The organism is Dokdonia sp. Dokd-P16 (genome assembly GCF_003095655.1).
In the GTDB taxonomy this organism is placed as follows: Bacteria; Bacteroidota; Bacteroidia; order Flavobacteriales; family Flavobacteriaceae; genus Dokdonia.
Window position 1 is genome coordinate 186,103 of sequence record NZ_CP029151.1, and the last position, 16,398, is coordinate 202,500.

The 16,398-nt window shown below is 39.9% G+C and carries 18 protein-coding genes and 1 other RNA gene (1 of these 19 only partly in view); 5 read left to right on the forward strand and 14 right to left on the reverse strand.

What is annotated here, in order from left to right:
• The first annotated feature begins 21 nt into the window (after positions 1–21).
• The 3 genes from leuC (at position 22) to leuB (ending at position 3,214) form a co-directional block, all read left to right on the forward strand.
• Positions 22–1,407 (forward strand): 3-isopropylmalate dehydratase large subunit, encoded by a 1,386-nt coding sequence (gene leuC / locus DCS32_RS00805; RefSeq protein WP_108876573.1) that lies wholly within the window; start codon positions 22–24, stop codon positions 1,405–1,407.
• The gene (leuD, locus tag DCS32_RS00810; protein WP_108876574.1) at positions 1,407–2,021 is read left to right on the forward strand and encodes a 3-isopropylmalate dehydratase small subunit; all 615 of its coding nucleotides are present in this window, start codon (positions 1,407–1,409) and stop codon (positions 2,019–2,021) included. Before leuC ends, leuD begins: the two co-directional genes overlap by 1 nt.
• A gap of 77 nt (positions 2,022–2,098) precedes the next feature.
• A complete protein-coding gene (gene leuB, locus DCS32_RS00815; protein WP_108876575.1) occupies positions 2,099–3,214 on the forward strand; it encodes a 3-isopropylmalate dehydrogenase in 1,116 nt (371 codons plus the stop codon).
• Here leuB and DCS32_RS00820 read toward each other — a convergent pair.
• The 14 genes from DCS32_RS00820 to DCS32_RS00885 form a co-directional block, all read right to left on the reverse strand.
• Positions 3,211–3,492, reverse strand: coding sequence for a DUF2188 domain-containing protein (locus DCS32_RS00820; protein WP_035336350.1), 282 nt, complete (start codon positions 3,490–3,492; stop codon positions 3,211–3,213). The genes leuB and DCS32_RS00820 overlap by 4 nt on opposite strands.
• 57 nt (positions 3,493–3,549) lie before the next feature.
• Positions 3,550–4,833 carry an argininosuccinate lyase gene (gene argH / locus DCS32_RS00825; protein WP_108876576.1) on the reverse strand — a complete coding sequence of 428 codons (1,284 nt, stop codon included), beginning with the start codon at positions 4,831–4,833 and terminating at the stop codon, positions 3,550–3,552.
• Positions 4,834–4,887: 54 nt separating this feature from the next.
• Entirely contained in the window at positions 4,888–5,958 is a 1,071-nt protein-coding gene (locus tag DCS32_RS00830) for a M20 family metallo-hydrolase (protein WP_108876577.1), read from the reverse strand.
• Complete coding sequence (gene argB / locus DCS32_RS00835; protein WP_108876578.1) at positions 5,949–6,734, reverse strand: acetylglutamate kinase; 786 nt, start codon at positions 6,732–6,734, stop codon at positions 5,949–5,951. The genes DCS32_RS00830 and argB overlap by 10 nt, the downstream gene beginning before the upstream one ends.
• Entirely contained in the window at positions 6,724–7,689 is a 966-nt protein-coding gene (locus DCS32_RS00840) for an N-acetylornithine carbamoyltransferase (protein WP_108876579.1), read from the reverse strand. Before DCS32_RS00840 ends, argB begins: the two co-directional genes overlap by 11 nt.
• Entirely contained in the window at positions 7,686–8,810 is a 1,125-nt protein-coding gene (locus DCS32_RS00845; RefSeq protein ID WP_108876580.1) for an aspartate aminotransferase family protein, read from the reverse strand. Before DCS32_RS00845 ends, DCS32_RS00840 begins: the two co-directional genes overlap by 4 nt.
• A gap of 18 nt (positions 8,811–8,828) precedes the next feature.
• Positions 8,829–9,617, reverse strand: a complete 789-nt coding sequence (proC, locus tag DCS32_RS00850) for a pyrroline-5-carboxylate reductase (protein ID WP_108876581.1) — start codon at positions 9,615–9,617, stop codon at positions 8,829–8,831.
• 18 nt (positions 9,618–9,635) lie between these two features.
• Positions 9,636–10,610 carry an N-acetyl-gamma-glutamyl-phosphate reductase gene (argC, locus tag DCS32_RS00855; protein WP_108876582.1) on the reverse strand — a complete coding sequence of 325 codons (975 nt, stop codon included), beginning with the start codon at positions 10,608–10,610 and terminating at the stop codon, positions 9,636–9,638.
• The gene (argG, locus tag DCS32_RS00860; protein ID WP_108876583.1) at positions 10,607–11,788 is read right to left on the reverse strand and encodes an argininosuccinate synthase; all 1,182 of its coding nucleotides are present in this window, start codon (positions 11,786–11,788) and stop codon (positions 10,607–10,609) included. Before argG ends, argC begins: the two co-directional genes overlap by 4 nt.
• Positions 11,788–12,405, reverse strand: a complete 618-nt coding sequence (locus DCS32_RS00865; protein ID WP_108876584.1) for a GNAT family N-acetyltransferase — start codon at positions 12,403–12,405, stop codon at positions 11,788–11,790. The genes argG and DCS32_RS00865 overlap by 1 nt, the downstream gene beginning before the upstream one ends.
• Before the next feature lie 444 nt (positions 12,406–12,849).
• Positions 12,850–14,415: a ribonuclease Y gene (gene rny / locus DCS32_RS00870; RefSeq protein ID WP_108876585.1), complete on the reverse strand. Its 1,566-nt coding sequence runs from the start codon at positions 14,413–14,415 to the stop codon at positions 12,850–12,852.
• A gap of 122 nt (positions 14,416–14,537) precedes the next feature.
• A non-coding RNA gene (gene ssrS / locus DCS32_RS00875) (6S RNA) lies at positions 14,538–14,659 on the reverse strand.
• Positions 14,660–14,714: 55 nt separating this feature from the next.
• Positions 14,715–15,005, reverse strand: a complete 291-nt coding sequence (locus DCS32_RS00880; RefSeq protein ID WP_108876586.1) for a cell division protein ZapA — start codon at positions 15,003–15,005, stop codon at positions 14,715–14,717.
• 2 nt (positions 15,006–15,007) lie between these two features.
• Positions 15,008–15,226: a hypothetical protein gene (locus DCS32_RS00885; protein ID WP_237699366.1), complete on the reverse strand. Its 219-nt coding sequence runs from the start codon at positions 15,224–15,226 to the stop codon at positions 15,008–15,010.
• Between the two features lie 291 nt (positions 15,227–15,517).
• Between DCS32_RS00885 and murQ the strand changes: the two genes are divergently transcribed.
• Entirely contained in the window at positions 15,518–16,336 is an 819-nt protein-coding gene (gene murQ / locus DCS32_RS00890) for an N-acetylmuramic acid 6-phosphate etherase (RefSeq protein ID WP_108879212.1), read from the forward strand.
• On the forward strand, positions 16,323–16,398 hold the beginning of the coding sequence (locus DCS32_RS00895; RefSeq protein ID WP_317047380.1) for a DUF6095 family protein. Its footprint extends 146 nt past the window's final position; only the first 76 of its 222 coding nucleotides appear in the window; it begins with the start codon at positions 16,323–16,325; the stop codon falls past the right edge of the window. The genes murQ and DCS32_RS00895 overlap by 14 nt, the downstream gene beginning before the upstream one ends.

Sequence of the window (16,398 nt, forward strand, 5' to 3'; positions counted from 1 at the left end):
AAATTTGAGTAACACAATACAATGGGAAAAACACTATTTGATAAAGTCTGGGATGCACACGTAGTAGATACGGTAGATAACGGTCCACAGATTTTATATATCGATAAGCATTTAATACATGAAGTTACCAGTCCGCAGGCATTTAATGAGCTTGAGGAACGAGGCATTCCTGTGGCGCGTCCAGATCAAATAGTTGCCACGGCAGATCATAACACCCCAACGGAAAATCAGCATCTTCCTATCAAGGATGAGATGTCGCGCAAACAGTTGCAACAACTCACTAATAACTGTGAGAAACACGGTATTACACTCTATGGTCTAGGTCACAAATACAATGGCATTGTGCACGTGATGGCACCAGAACTGGGCATCACACAACCAGGTATGACTATGGTATGTGGTGATAGTCACACTTCAACCCACGGGGCTTTTGGCACTATTGCCTTTGGTATCGGGACGAGTCAGGTGGGACAAGTATTTGCGAGTCAGAGCCTATTACTTAACAAACCTAAAAGCCTACGCGTTTCTGTAAATGGAACCCTTGCACCGCACGTTTCTCCTAAGGATGTGATTTTATACATCATCTCAAAAATTGGCACGAACGCTGGTACTGGTTACTTCTGTGAGTATGCGGGTAATGTTTTTGAGGAAATGAGTATGGAAGGTCGTATGACGGTTTGTAATATGAGTATCGAGATGGGTGCTCGTGGCGGTATGATTGCCCCAGATCAAACCACATTTGATTATGTAGAAGGACGCAAATTTGCTCCGCAGGGTGACGCTTTCGCGAAAGCGGTATCCTACTGGAAAACACTCCCTACAGATCAAGATGCCACTTTTGACAAAGAATACCACTTTGATGCCGAAGATATAGCACCTATGCTCACCTACGGCACAAACCCAGGAATGGGGATAAAAATAAACGGCGCTATTCCCGAGAAAGGCGATATGACCTTTGAAAAAGCGCTTGAGTATATGAACTTCAAGGGTGGAGATCAACTGCTAGATACGCCTATTAATTATGTGTTTTTAGGAAGTTGTACAAACTCAAGAATAGAAGATTTTAGAATAGCCGCAGCATACGTGCGCGGAAAACATAAAGCTGCAAATGTGAACGCCTGGCTAGTACCTGGCTCACAACAAGTAGCAAAGCAACTCGAAGAAGAGGGGCTTAAAGAGGTGTTTGAAGAGGCTGGGTTTGCCTTACGGCAGCCTGGCTGTTCAGCCTGTCTAGCGATGAATGATGATAAAATTCCCGCTGGAGAGTACTGTGTTTCTACCTCAAATAGAAATTTTGAAGGCCGCCAAGGTCAAGGTGCGAGAACAATCCTCGCTTCTCCCCTTGTAGCTGCCGCTACTGCCATTGCAGGAAAAATAGTAGACGTCACAAAAGAAGCTGTAGCCTAATGGAAAAATTTACAAAACTCATAAGCACCGCGGTTCCGCTTCCTATAGAAAATATAGATACAGACCAGATTATCCCTGCACGCTTCTTGAAGGCGACAGATAAGAAAGGATTTGGTAATAATGTTTTTAGAGACTGGCGTTTTACAAAAGAAGGGACGCTAGATGCAGATTTCCCTATTAACAAACCACAATATGCAGGAGCAAAAATTCTGGTAGCTGGAGATAACTTTGGTTGTGGATCTAGCCGTGAACACGCTGCTTGGGCAATTGTAGGGTATGGATTTAAGGTTGTGATATCAAGTTTTTTTGCAGATATTTTTAAAGGTAATGCACTTAACAATGGCTTGCTTCCTATTCAGGTGACTCCGGAGTATCTTAAGGAATTACTAGCAAGTATAGAAGCAAACCCTGAGTTGCCTATTACAATAGATCTAGAAAATCAAGTGGTTGAGATGGCTGGAGTTTATGCTGAGCAAGGTCGAAGTACGAAAGCGGAATTTGACATAGATCCTTACAAGAAGGTTTGTATGATCAATGGGTATGACGATATAGATTTTTTATTAAGTAAAAAGGCAGAAATAGAAGCCTTTGAAAAAGAACGAATGGTGTTTTAATAAAACACTTTATATAAATGGTTACCAGATCCTCGCTTACAAAGGCGGGGATTTAGTACATAATTCAAACACACACTATGGATTTTAATATTGCAATCATACCTGGGGACGGGATAGGACCAGAAGTTACTGCTCAAGCAAAAAAAGCCCTAGAGGCAGTAGCAGATGAATACGGACATCACTTCACATATACAGAAGCAATGATGGGCGCTTGCGCCATCGATGCTACTGGTAATCCGCTTCCTGAGGAAACGCTGGATATTTGTGAAGCATCTGACGCTATATTATTTGGGGCCATTGGCGACCCAAAATATGACAATGACCCTACGGCCAAAGTTCGTCCAGAGCAAGGTCTTTTGAGATTGCGTAAGTCACTAGGACTCTTTTGTAATGTTCGCCCAGTAAAGGCTTACGAACAGCTTATTGATAATTCACCACTTAAAAGAGAGATTATTTCTGGCACAGATATGTCTATCTATCGCGAATTAACAGGTGGCATTTATTTTGGCGAAAAACACCTTAGTGATGATGGTCAAGTTGCATCTGATGGCTGCTCGTACTCTGTAGAGGAAATTTCAAGAATAGCGCATCTGGCATTTAAAGAAGCAAAAAACAGACGCAAAAAATTAACGCTCGTAGATAAAGCAAATGTGCTAGAAACATCACGACTTTGGAGAAAAACAGTAACTGAGATTGCCAAAGGATATCCTGAAGTAGCGGTAGATTTTCTCTTTGTAGACAATGCAGCAATGCAAATGATTTTAAACCCAAAACAGTTTGACGTGATCTTAACAGAAAACTTGTTTGGTGATATTATATCTGACGAAGCAAGTGTAATAGGTGGTTCTATAGGACTTCTAGCATCTGCCTCTGTAGGAAATGAAAATGCACTTTTTGAACCCATACACGGCTCCTACCCGCAAGCGACTGGCAAGGGAATTGCAAATCCGCTGGCTTCTATATTATCTGCAGCGATGTTGTTAAGACACCTAGGCTTGCAAGAAGAGGCAGCCAGTATAGAAACCGCTGTAGAAAAATCTTTAGAATTAGGTTTCTCTACAGAAGATCTCAATCCCAAAAAGCCACTAAGCACTTCAAAAGTGGGCGACTTTATTGCAGATTACATTCTTAATCCAGAAGACACAAATCGTAATTTTAAAAATATTCACGCAGGACAAAGCACAATTATTTAATCGTAGTTTATACGCTCGCGTATGCCACCACCTGCACGGTGTATAATCACATCTGCCTTGCGTTTACGTGCAATACTCTTTGCTTTACGTATGGCAGTACTCTGCTTTTGATGCTTTGAGGTGATACGCTTATTACCTTCACGCCTTACAGCCCAGTCCCCTTCATAGGGAACTACGTGCTGATGCCAAGTACGTTTTCTACTTGCCTTGCGAGAGTTTTCGTATACGTTTTCTACTATTTCTAGTAGTGAACGCAAAAAGGTTTTAATGCTACTCATAGTGCGAAGATACTATTTTACATAAGCTCATTATGTGTCTTAAGTCTTCCATACTCATTAAGATACCGCCTTGTCAAATTTTGCTTGAATCTTATCTAGACCTAGGTTATGTATACTTCCTAAATGTGAGTGCTCCTTTGTATTTCCTGCTGTAAATGTTCCATTTTCTACCTGTTCCCCTATTTGCTTATATGCTTCTCTAAAAGGTACACCAGCGGTTACAAGATCGTTGATAGCATCTACTGTAAAGAGGTGTTGATACTTTTCATCATCTAGATTAACATCCTGCACTTGAACCTGAGCAATAGAGAACTCAAAAATATCTAGCACTACCTTAAGGTCCTCAACAGACTTAATAGCATTTTCTTTAAGTAACTGGTAATCTCTATGGTAACCACTTGGTAAATTATTTGTAATCATAATCATTTCTTGTGGGATTGCTTGTAACTGATTGCACTTACCACGCAAAAGCTCAAATACATCTGGATTCTTTTTGTGCGGCATTATACTACTACCCGTAGTAAGTGCATCTGGAAACTTCATGAACCCAAAATTTTGAGAACAGTACAAACATATATCCATTGCAAAACGACTTAGCGTATTTGCAATATTTGCAACTGCTTGTGTTACGGTACGCTCAGATTTCCCTCTTGAGAGTTGGGCTGCAATTACGTTATATTTCAAATCGGCAAATTGAAGTTGCTTGGTAGTCATCTCTCTATCGATAGGAAAACTAGACCCATATCCAGCGGCACTCCCCAGCGGATTTTGATCTACTACCTTCTGCGCTGCTCTGAGCAAGTAAAGGTCATCAATAAGCAACTCTGCATAGGCAGAAAACCAAAGCCCAAATGATGACGGCATTGCCACTTGAAGGTGTGTATATCCAGGTAGTAAGGTATTTTTATGCGTCTCTGCAAGTTTTATAAGTGTAGTAAACAACTTCTCTACGCCTTCAGTTATTTGAGATAATTCTGCTTTAAAATAAAGGTTTAGCGCCACAAGAACTTGATCATTACGAGATCTCGCTGTATGTATTTTTTTACCCGTATCTCCTAGTGCTTTTACAAGGTCACTTTCTATCTTAGAGTGTACATCTTCAAAGTCTGCTTCTATAACAAATGTTCCTTCCTGCTCTTGCTTAAGCATAAGGTCTAATTGCTTATTTAACTGCTCGCTCTCCTCTTTTGTAAGTAAGCCCACAGATGCGAGCATCGTTGCGTGTGCCTTGCTGGCTAGCAAATCATACTTAGCAATATGGATATCAATCTCACGATCATTTCCAACCGTAAATACTTCTATTTTTTGATCAGTTGGTATTCCTTTTTCCCAAAGTTTCATAGGTATCTTATTAGTAGGTTATGCTATTCACACTATTGCAACAACCTTTATTATTTATGCGTTTAAAAATTTTTCTAAGAGCTCGATGTATAATGGAATCCCCTGCTCTATCTCGTGTACATAGACAAACTCATCTGCCATATGAGAGCGAGTGCTGTCGCCTATACCTAGTTTTAAAGATGGACAACTCAAGCAAGCTTGGTCAGATAAGGTAGGCGAACCGTAAGTTTCCCTGCCTAATGCAATTCCAGCTTGTACAAGCTTGTGCTCTTTTGGGATACGCGAACTATTTAATCGTAATGACCTTGGCTGTATCGTGTCACAAGGCACATTCTCTATCATAAAATCGGCGATTTCTTGGTTGCTGTAATGTTCATTAACTCTCACATCTATAACGAGCTCTACCTGACTAGGCACTACATTATGTTGACTACCTGCGTTGATTTGAGTTACTGTAACCTTAGTTGCTCCCAGCGTATCAGACACTTTATCAAAAGTTATATTTTCAAACCACTGCAAGGTTTCTATCACATTATAAATAGCCATATTCTCCTTTATGTGAGCTGCGTGACCTGCTGTTCCTTTTACAACTACATCAAAAACGACAAGACCTTTTTCGGCAATGGCGAGGTTCATAAGTGTAGGCTCGCCTACTATGGCAACATCTATCTCTGGCAGATGCGCAAGCATACTATTCAGACCATTAGGACCACTTGACTCTTCTTCGGCAGAAGCTACAATTACAATATTATGAGACATCCCCTCACGCTCATAAAAATATACAAACGCTGTTAATAAGCCCACAAGACTTGCACCTGCATCATTACTTCCTAGACCGTACAATTTTCCGTCCTTAATTTCGGCATTATAAGGATCTCTCGTATATCCTTTATTTGGCTTAACCGTATCGTGGTGGGAGTTGAGAAGCAATAACGGTTTTGACGCGTCATAATGTTTATTAAATGCATAGATATTATTACGCTTTCGCGAAAGCGTAATCCCCTTCTCCTCTAGCCAGTTTATAATAAGTAAAGCTGTGCCGTCTTCTTCACTAGAAAAACTTTGTGTCTCAATGAGTGATTGTAGTAATGCTACGGCGCTATCTATTTGAGTTTTTAAAGACATAGTGTCGTGTGTTTTGTAGTGTTATCACTCAGAATGTCAACCTCGCCCAGATGCACTCTCATAACGCCTTGATCGAGCGCCTCAAAAGCAGTATCTAGTTTAGGAATCATACCTTCAAATATTTGTCCCGCTGTTTTCATCTCTTTATAAAGCCCTTTATCTATGCGCGTTACTATCGATTCATCATTATTTACATCTTCAAGGACACCTGGTTTTGTAAAACAATAAAACAACTGAACGTTATAGAGAGAGCTCATTGCTACCGCGATTTTGGCAGCGAGTGTATCTGCATTGGTGTTGAGCAATTGCCCATTACCATCGTGCGTAATTGCAGAAAATACGGGCACTTTACCGTCAGAAAGGAGGTCATTTATAAAACTCACATTCACTCTATCTATATCTCCCACAAAACCATAATCTACCGTCGTCACTTCGCGTTTATGCGCTCTCACGACATCACCATCTGCGCCAGAAAGTCCTATGGTGTTCTTACCTTTTGCCTGCAGGCCAGCGACAAGCTTCTTATTGAGAAGTCCGGCATACACCATCGTCACAACCTCTAGCGTAATTTCATCTGTCACCCTTCTCCCGTCTACTTTTACTGGAACATAACCCAGCTGCTCTTGTAGGGTAGATGCTTTATTTCCTCCACCGTGTATGATAATTGCAGGACCAGAAATTGCCTTAAAATGCGTGTAAAATGAGGTGAGTAGCTCATCATAATCTACAATGTCTCCACCTATTTTTACTACGGTAAGTTGCTGTTTATTTATCATTATCGAGTATGTTTTTAAGCACCCATTGTGCAGCCCACGTTCTATTACCAGCTTGCTGGATTACAGCGCTTGACTCGGTGTCTAGTACATCATCTGCAATGACAACGTTACGACGCACAGGTAGACAATGCATTACTTTGGCTTGATTGGTTTCCTTAAGTTTTTCGGCATTAATCATCCAGTTACTGTCTTGCGATTGCACCTTACCATAATTTTCATAGCTGCTCCAGTTTTTCACATAAATGATATCGGCATTTGCAAAGGCTTCTTTCTGATTATGAATCACAGGTACTTCACCACGTATTTCTGGATTGAGATCATACCCCTCTGGATTAGTAATTGTGAAATTTACATTTGCCTTTTGCATCGTCTGTACAAATGAGTTTGCGACTGCGTGCGGCAAGGCTTTAGGATGTGGCGCCCAGGTCAACACAACATTAGGCTTTTTATTTGCTGCACGTAGACTTTCGGAGAGTTCGTAAATCGTGATTGCATCTGTAAACCCTTGTAACGGATGCGCCGTACTGCTCTCTAGATTTACAACGGGCACACTCCCATATTGCATAAATGCAGAAAGCACGACCTCTAGCTCATCTTGACTTTTATCTACCAGCCCTGGAAAAGCTCTCACGGCAAGTACATCACAATATTGCGATAACACCTGCGCAGCCTCTTTGATATGCTCTGCTTTTGTACCATCCATCACAGTACCATCTTCAAACTCTAGTTGCCAGCTATCACTGTTTACATTGAGTGTCATCGTTTCCATCCCAAGATTTTTGGCAGCCTTTTCAGTGCTTAGTCTAGTACGTAAGCTCGAGTTAAAAAATAGAAGACCTAAGATTTTTTGTTTTCCCGCTTTCGCGAAAGCGTACGGATACTCCTTCATATACAGCGCTTCTTTAATCGCCATTTCTAAATTAGGAATATCATTTATGGATATGTAGTTCTTCATAACTCTTTGTGTAATGCTTCAAATAGTAAATCTATCTGTGGTTTTTGAATCGTAAGTGGTGGAAGTATTCTGAGCACGTGTTTGTTTTTTGCTCCTCCCGTAAAAATATGATGCTCGTAGATGAGTTTTTTGCGCAATGCCCCTACATCATAGCCAAGGTCTAACCCTAGCATGAGTCCGCGACCTTTTACAGTCACCCGATTGCCAAAGGCAAGTGCTTTCTCCCTAAAGTAGGTTTCCATTTCCTTTGCGTGTGTCATCAAATGCTCCTTTTCAATCACTTCGAGAACTGCCAGTGTAGCAGCGCAAGCAAGATGATTACCGCCAAAGGTCGTTCCCAGCATCCCATATCTCGCCTCAATGGAGTGATGCACCAGGACACCTCCCACGGGAAAACCGTTACCCATTCCTTTTGCAATGGTGATGATATCTGGCGTGATATTATACTTTTGAAAAGCAAAGAAATCTCCAGATCTCCCAAAACCAGATTGCACCTCGTCTGCAATGAGTTTTACATCATATTTTTTACAAAGCGCGGCAACATCTTGATAAAACACCTCTGTAGATTGATCTAAACCTCCTACACCTTGTATAAATTCTAAAATCACCGCACAGCAATCTCCTTGTTGCAAAGTTTCCTCTAGTTGCTCTGTATTGCCCAAGTCAATTATGGATACTTTGTGTTGCGCATTTATAGGCGCAACAATGGTAGGATTATCTGTCGCTGCTACCGCGGCAGATGTTCTCCCGTGAAAGCTATTTTTAAAAGCTACCACACGACTTTTACCTGTTTCAAAAGAAGCTAGCTTTAATCCGTTCTCATTTGCCTCTGCGCCAGAGTTACAGAAAAACAAATCATAATCTTCACAACCAGAAAGTGCTCCTAACTTCTGAGCAACCTCCACCTGTAACGGATTCTGAACTGCATTAGAATAAAACCCTATGGCATCCATCTGCGTTTTTAATTTCTCTATATAATGAGGATGCCCGTGACCTATAGAGATCACCGCGTGACCGCCATATAAATCAAGATACTCTTGACCACTTTGATCATACACATAGCATCCCTCTGCCTTGACAGGAGCAACATCATAAAGTGGATATACATCAAATAATTTCATACTCTTTATTTTTAAGCACTATGAGATGCTATTAATTTTTTGATAACTAGCCACAATTCCCTTTATGAGAGAAGAGCTTAAACCTGAATGTTCCATCTCATTGAGACCTTCTATAGTACAGCCTTTTGGCGTAGTCACTTTATCAATTTCTGCTTCTGGATGGTTTCCAGATTTAATAACCAAAGTGGCAGCTCCTAGACAGGTTTGCATAGCAAGTTCTTGTGCTTCTTTTGCGTCAAAACCTAGCTGTATGGCTCCCTGCGTAGTTGCTCTTATCAATCGCATCCAGAAAGCAATACCACTCGCACAGATTACTGTAGCAGCTTGCATCAGTCCTTCTGGAATAATAAGGCTTGTGCCTAGTTTATTAAAAATGGCTTCGGCTATGGCAATACGCTTTTCGCCTGCCGTGTTGCTACATAAACAGGTCATACTTTGCCCAACAGCAATAGCAGTGTTAGGCATTGCTCGTATAATAAATTGATCGTCTCCTACAATTTCAGCGATTTGCGGCACTTTAAAACCTGTGATTGTAGAGATGATAATATGTTTCTCAGTAAGTAGTTCTTTAATATCTTCAAGTATACCTGCAAAATGACCTGGCTGTACTGCGAATATGAGAATGTCACTTTTTGCAACAGCATCACGATTATCACTCGTAGTTGTCACCTCTTTATATGCATCCCATTTTTCGATACTCGAAATATCTCTTTTAGTAAGATATAAGCTAGTCACCGCATTATTTGTGATTAGTCCTTTTGCGATGGCAAGACCTAAATTTCCCGTTCCTATGATTGCTATTTTCATATGTCTATATCTTAACTATTAGAAATAACTTGCCTTGAGTTGGAGCCCAGTATCTTGAGCCCACCCAAACATTAGATTCATATTTTCTACAGCTTGACCACTCGCACCTTTTAAGAGGTTATCAATCACACTGGTGATCAATAATTTATTGCCGTGTTTTTCTAAGTGTATAAAGCAGTAGTTTGTATTTACCACTTGTTTGAGATGTAAAGGTGCTTTTACCGCTTTCGCGAAAGCGGAGTCCTTATAAAAATCCTCATAAAGCGCATATGCCTCTTCAATCGTACTCTCATAAAATGTGTAGGCAGTTGCAAAAATTCCTCTAGAAAAATTACCACGCTGCGGAATAAAATGAAGTTCGCTGTTAAAACCTTTTTGCAGCTGCACAATAGACTCTCCTATCTCCCCAAGATGCTGATGGTTAAAAGCCTTATAGTGTGAGAAGTTATTATCTCTCCACCCAAAATGCGTAGTAGCACTAGGTTTTACTCCCGCTCCCGTAGCGCCTGTTACGGCATTAATATGTACATCTTGACTGAGCAAACAAGCACTCGCCAGCGGTAATAATGCCAGCTGAATAGCAGTGGCAAAGCAGCCTGGGTTTGCAATATTCTGCGCGCTTTTTATTTCCTCTTTATTGATTTCTGGAAGTCCATATACAAAAACTCTATCTTGAAAAAAGATATCATTTTTAAGTCTAAACTCATTACTGAGATCTATGACTCTTGTAGCATCAGAAAAAGTATGATTTCTCAAGAATTCGCCAGAATTACCATGACCCAAACATAAGAAGACTACATCTACCTCACTATTTACTTTACTTGTAAAACTAAGGTCTACGTGAGCAAGATCTTGATGAACAATCCCTACTGCATTACCAGCATTACTTGTGCTGTATATAAAATCTATCTGCACTTCTGGGTGATGAATAAGCAGTCTAATGAGCTCCCCAGCAGTATAACCTGCACCACCTATGATTCCTATTTTTTTCATTTGTTCTGGTTTGCTATGATTCTAGACTGATTGCCTAATATTTTTATAAATCCTTTAGCTTCGGCGGCAGTCCAGCCTTGGTTTTCTTCTCCGTAACTCGCGACCTTAGATTGCATAAGATCATAATCTGATGTGATACCTACTACCTCAAATCTATATGGATGTAATATCAACTCGACCTCTCCCGTGACTGTATTCTGGCTGCTTTGTAAAAAAGCTTCAAAGTCTCTCATTACAGGCTCTAAGTATAACCCCTCGTGTAAATGAGTACCATACCACAAAGCGATATTTTCTTTATGTTGCAATTGCCATTTTGAAAGCGTGTGCTTCTCAAGTGTACGATGCGCTCCGAGTATAATTATAGGGGCTGCAGCTTCAAAACCTACTCTTCCTTTTATACCTATGATGGTATCCCCTACGTGCACCCCGCGACCTATGGCATACTTACTTGCGATGTCTTCTAGTTGCTCTATAATCTCCACTGATGAACCTTGCTTTCCATTTAACGAAGTAGGTTCTCCGTTTGTAAAACCTAGCTTGATGGTATGTGAATCACTAACCTCCAGCTGACTAGGATATGCATCTTCAGGAAGTGTTTGATGTGAGGTTAGGGTTTGAGCACCTCCTACACTTGTACCCCACAGACCTTGATTTATAGAATACTGTGCCTTCTCCCAAGACCACGAGATACCGTGACTCTGTAAGTAATCGATTTCCTGCTTTCGCGAAAGCGTTTGATCTCTAATCGGCGTTATTATTTCTAACTCTGGCACAATAGTCTGGAACGTCATATCAAAACGCACCTGATCGTTACCTGCACCAGTACTACCATGAGCAATGGCATCTGCATTTTGTTCTTTGGCAAAATTTGCAATTTCGATAGCTTGCACGATGCGCTCTGCACTTACAGAAAGTGGGTAACTGTTGTTCTTAAGTACATTACCAAAAATTAGATACTTTACCACCGTATCATAAAACGTAGCTACGGCATCTATATTTGTATATGATGTAGCTCCTAGTGCAAGGGCTTTCTCTTTATTATTGGCGATTTCTTGATCTGTAAATCCACCTGTATTTACACTTACAGCGTGTACTTCATATCCCATTTCTGCAGTAAAATATTTTACACAATAGCTTGTATCGAGTCCTCCTGAGTATGCTAAGATTAATTTTTTCATTACTTATTTTTTTTAAGGAATAGCTTTTCCTTTATTTGTTTTAGCCTGTTAAAAACAGGTGCCTTTACAGTATTTTTTTCTGTAGGTTTTGATTCTTTTGATGGGTCATAGAGCATCCCTGTACATAAGCACATCTTTTGCTCTGTACGTGTGAGCACATCAAAGTTCTTGCACGTCTGGCAACCTTTCCAGAAGCTCTCATCTGTTGTGAGTTCAGAAAACGTGACGGGTTTATACCCCAGATCGCTATTAATCTTCATCACGGCAAGACCCGTAGTGATACCGAAGATTTTTGCATCTGGATAACGCTTTCGCGAAAGCGTAAATATCTCCCCTTTAATTTTTTTGGCAAGTCCCTGTCCCCTGAAGTCTGGGTGTACAATAAGACCAGAGTTGGCTATAAATTTTTCGTGCCCCCAGGCTTCTATATAACAGAAGCCAGCAAAAACGTCTCCTTCTAAAGCAATGACAGCATTACCTGCTTCCATCTTTGAGATAACATATTCTGGAGTTCTACGAGCGATTCCTGTACCACGTACTTTAGATGACTCTGCGATGGTATCACAGATAATCTGAGCATATGGTGTGTGCGAAATCGTGGCTACAACAATTTGCATAGCGATGATTTAAGTTAAAATGTATATTGAAAATGTGACGGTTCCTTTTGTGGAAAACGGGATAGGACTCACCTACCATCCCTCATTATTGAGCTACCCTTACGGGCGGCGGCGAAAGCGTCGTACAGGAACAGGAATTAATTGCATAGCAGGCCTTGCAGCAAGAAGTGCTGTTAGGGCTTTTAAGATATATACAATTATGCTGTTCATAAGATGACTCAAAGGTAGCAACTTATTTGAGTTAGCCTTAAACTTTCAGCACTAATTATAAAAAAGCACCGCTTTTTAAATAATTAGTTCTAAAAGTAAGCTTTGAATATTAATATCTTAAAAAAGATAATGCTCATTATGAATTGTTTAAAATGAAGCAATTACAATTAAACCCAATAAAAAAGCCTGTACAAATATGTACAGGCTTTTTCAAATTATAATAAAGTTTTAAAATTACTTTGCAATATTTACCGCTCTTGTCTCGCGTATTACCGTAACTTTTACTTGACCTGGATAGGTCATGTCTGTTTGAATCTTTTGAGAAATTTCGAAAGATAAATTAGATGCTTTATCATCATTTACTTTTTCGCTCTCTACAATTACACGTAACTCACGTCCGGCTTGAATTGCATATGCTTTTTTAACACCTTGAAAACCAAAAGCAATTTCCTCAAGATCTTTAAGACGCTGTATGTATGAATCTAGTACCTGACGGCGAGCTCCTGGACGCGCTCCACTTATAGCATCACAAACTTGAACGATAGGTGATAATAAACTAGTCATTTCTATCTCATCGTGGTGAGCTCCTATTGCGTTGCAAACGTCTGGTTTTTCTCCATATTTTTCTGCCCACTGCATTCCTAAGATTGCGTGTGGAGTTTCTGTATCAGTATCTGGCACTTTACCTATATCATGTAAAAGTCCAGCTCTACGAGCAAGCTTGGCATTTACACCAAGTTCTGCAGCCATCACGCTGCAAAGCTTTGCTACTTCTCTACTGTGTTGTAGTAAATTCTGTCCGTAAGAAGAACGATACTTCATACGTCCAACAGCTTTAATAAGCTCTGGGTGTAAACCGTGTATTCCTAAGTCAATCACCGTACGCTTACCTACTTCAACAATTTCTTGTTCTATCTGTTTTGTCGTCTTTTGAACAACTTCTTCTATACGTGCTGGGTGAATACGACCGTCTGTTACAAGCTTGTGAAGAGATAGACGAGCTACCTCACGACGCACACTATCAAAACATGAAAGTATGATTGCCTCAGGAGTATCATCTACTATAATCTCAACACCCGTTGCAGCTTCTATAGCGCGTATGTTACGTCCTTCACGACCTATGATTCTACCTTTTACGTCGTCACTTTCTAGATTAAAGACAGATACACAATTTTCTACCGCTTCTTCTGTCCCAATACGTTGTATCGTATTTATGATAATCTTCTTAGCTTCCTGCTCTGCCGTCATTTTTGCCTCTTCTATGGAAGTTTGAACATGCTTCATTGCATCAGCCTTGGCTTGATCTTTAAGCGTAGTTACAAGTTGACTTTTTGCTTCTTCAGCAGAAAGTCCAGAAATAACTTCAAGTTGTTGCACAGTACTCTCATGCATCTTCTCTGCTTCAGCCTTTTTCTTATCAACGTATTCTAAACGCTTATCATAATCTTTAATCTTATCCTCTAGTGATTGATTTAATTTTTTATTTCGCGAAAGCTCTCCACTTACTTGAGATTCTTTGTCTCTAGCGCGTTTCTCTGCATCATTCATTTTCTTATCACGAGATAATATTACCTTCTCATGCTCAGCTTTAAGCTCAATAAATTTTTCTTTTGCTTGTAATATTTTATCTTTTTTAAGAGACTCTCCATCAGAAGTTGCTTCTCTTAAAATGCCTTGGGCACTTTTCTTAGCGCGTTTGATAATCTGCGATGCGTTATTACGTTCTAGCATTTTTGCTATAAGAAAGCCTAAAGCTAGTGCAATCACACCTACGATGAACAAGAGTGCATTATGTTCCATAATTTTAGTGAATATTTTAAATGCCGCAAAGGGCAGTACTAATGGTTGATTTATAAGGTTTTACAACCTTAACATCTCACGATGAGATATAAAAAAGCCTGCATTAGAAGTGCATTTTGTATAAACTCCTAATAGTAAGGATTAGAGCTAGAAAGCTGATCAAGGTTCCGTCTACCTAGACAAGTCTAGTAACGGCATGCTTTTACAACTTAGAGTCACTCTTTATAATAAATAACTGTTGAGTTTATCAAAAAAATATCCAATGCAGGCAGTAATATGCTGTTGTATGTAAAGAACGTCTATGTTAAGCTCTCATCGAGAAGCGCAGCAAGTTTTTGTAGCCTAGCTGCTGTCTCATCACTAAGAGAGTCTTCATTTATAGTTTTTTGGGTAACCTTTGAGGCAAATTGCAATGCACACATGGCAAGTACATCTTGCTTATCTCTTACGGCATAACTCTCCTCAAATTGCTTCACCATCGCCTCGATCTCCTTAGTCGCTTTACGTAATCCCTCCTCTTGAGCTGGATCAATAGTAAGCGGGTATACGCGATCTGCAATAGACAATTTAATTTTAAGTTTGTCTGCCATAATTATTCAGCCAGTGACGCAATACATGTATCAATCTCACGTACTAGTGCGTTTATCTTCAATTTGGTTTCCCTTTTGTAATCGTTACTGCCTAGTAATGCATTTGCCGTTTTAAGAGTCTTCACCTTCTGTTCACTCGCCACAATGGCGTCTCTCAGTTGTTTGTTTTCTTGTTGCATTGCGGTAAGTTCTGTTTCCAGGTCTATCCGCTTTTGCTTCACATCTTCGTATTTTTTCAACAAAGTAGCGACTCTATACTCAAGAGAATCCACAACTTTAGAAAGACTACTCATAACATGTCTGCATTTACTACGTTACACAAAGTTAACATTTGAAAGATACTCATACAATGGATACGAGTTAAATTTTATTAGATATAAATTATGCTTACGCGAAAAAATGACTCAACAATTCTCAATCTACTATCCAATAGGAAGGTAACACAATTAACTACACGTGGACAGCAAATAAAAAGAAACACTGTACCTTTACATAAGCCAAAAAAACAAACAGTGACATTTACAAGAACAACAGAACAAGATTCCCACTACGATCATCTCGAAAAGATGACTACCACAGAGCTTCTCTCAAATATTAATCAAGAGGACAAAACAGTTCCAAACGCAGTTGAGAAGATTATTCCACATATTGAAAAATTAGTGGATGTGATTGTGTTAAAATTAAAAAAAGGCGGAAGACTATTCTATATGGGGGCAGGAACTAGCGGTCGCTTAGGTGTTGTAGATGCAAGTGAGTGCCCTCCTACTTTTGGTGTATCTCCCGAAACAGTTATTGGGATAATCGCAGGTGGTGATGATGCAATAAGAAATGCTGTAGAATTTGCAGAGGATAGTAGTACTCAAGGTTGGGAAGATCTTAGCTCCCATAATATTTCAGATAACGATGTCGTAATTGGTATTGCTGCATCAGGAACAACACCGTACGTTATTAGTGCTCTAGAGAAATGTAACGCAAGAAACATCACCACCGGGTGCATTACTTGTAATGAAGGAAGTCCACTTGCATTAACAGCTGTATATCCAATAGTTCCAATCGTGGGTCCAGAATTTGTTACGGGAAGCTCACGTATGAAAGCAGGAACAGCTCAGAAGTTAGTTCTCAATATGATATCTACAGCTACAATGATTAAGCTTGGACATATTAAGGGAAATAAAATGGTAGATATGCAACTCAGTAATGAGAAGCTAGTACAACGAGGAACTAATATGATTATGACCTCTCTTGATATACCTGAAAAAGAAGCAAACACTTTATTATTAACCTACGGCAGTGTACGTAAAGCAATACATGAATATCATGCACACAAATAAAGAAAAGCTAGCCAAAGGTGTCAAGCTTATGGGAGGAACTCTTTTATTATTGGTAACAGCAC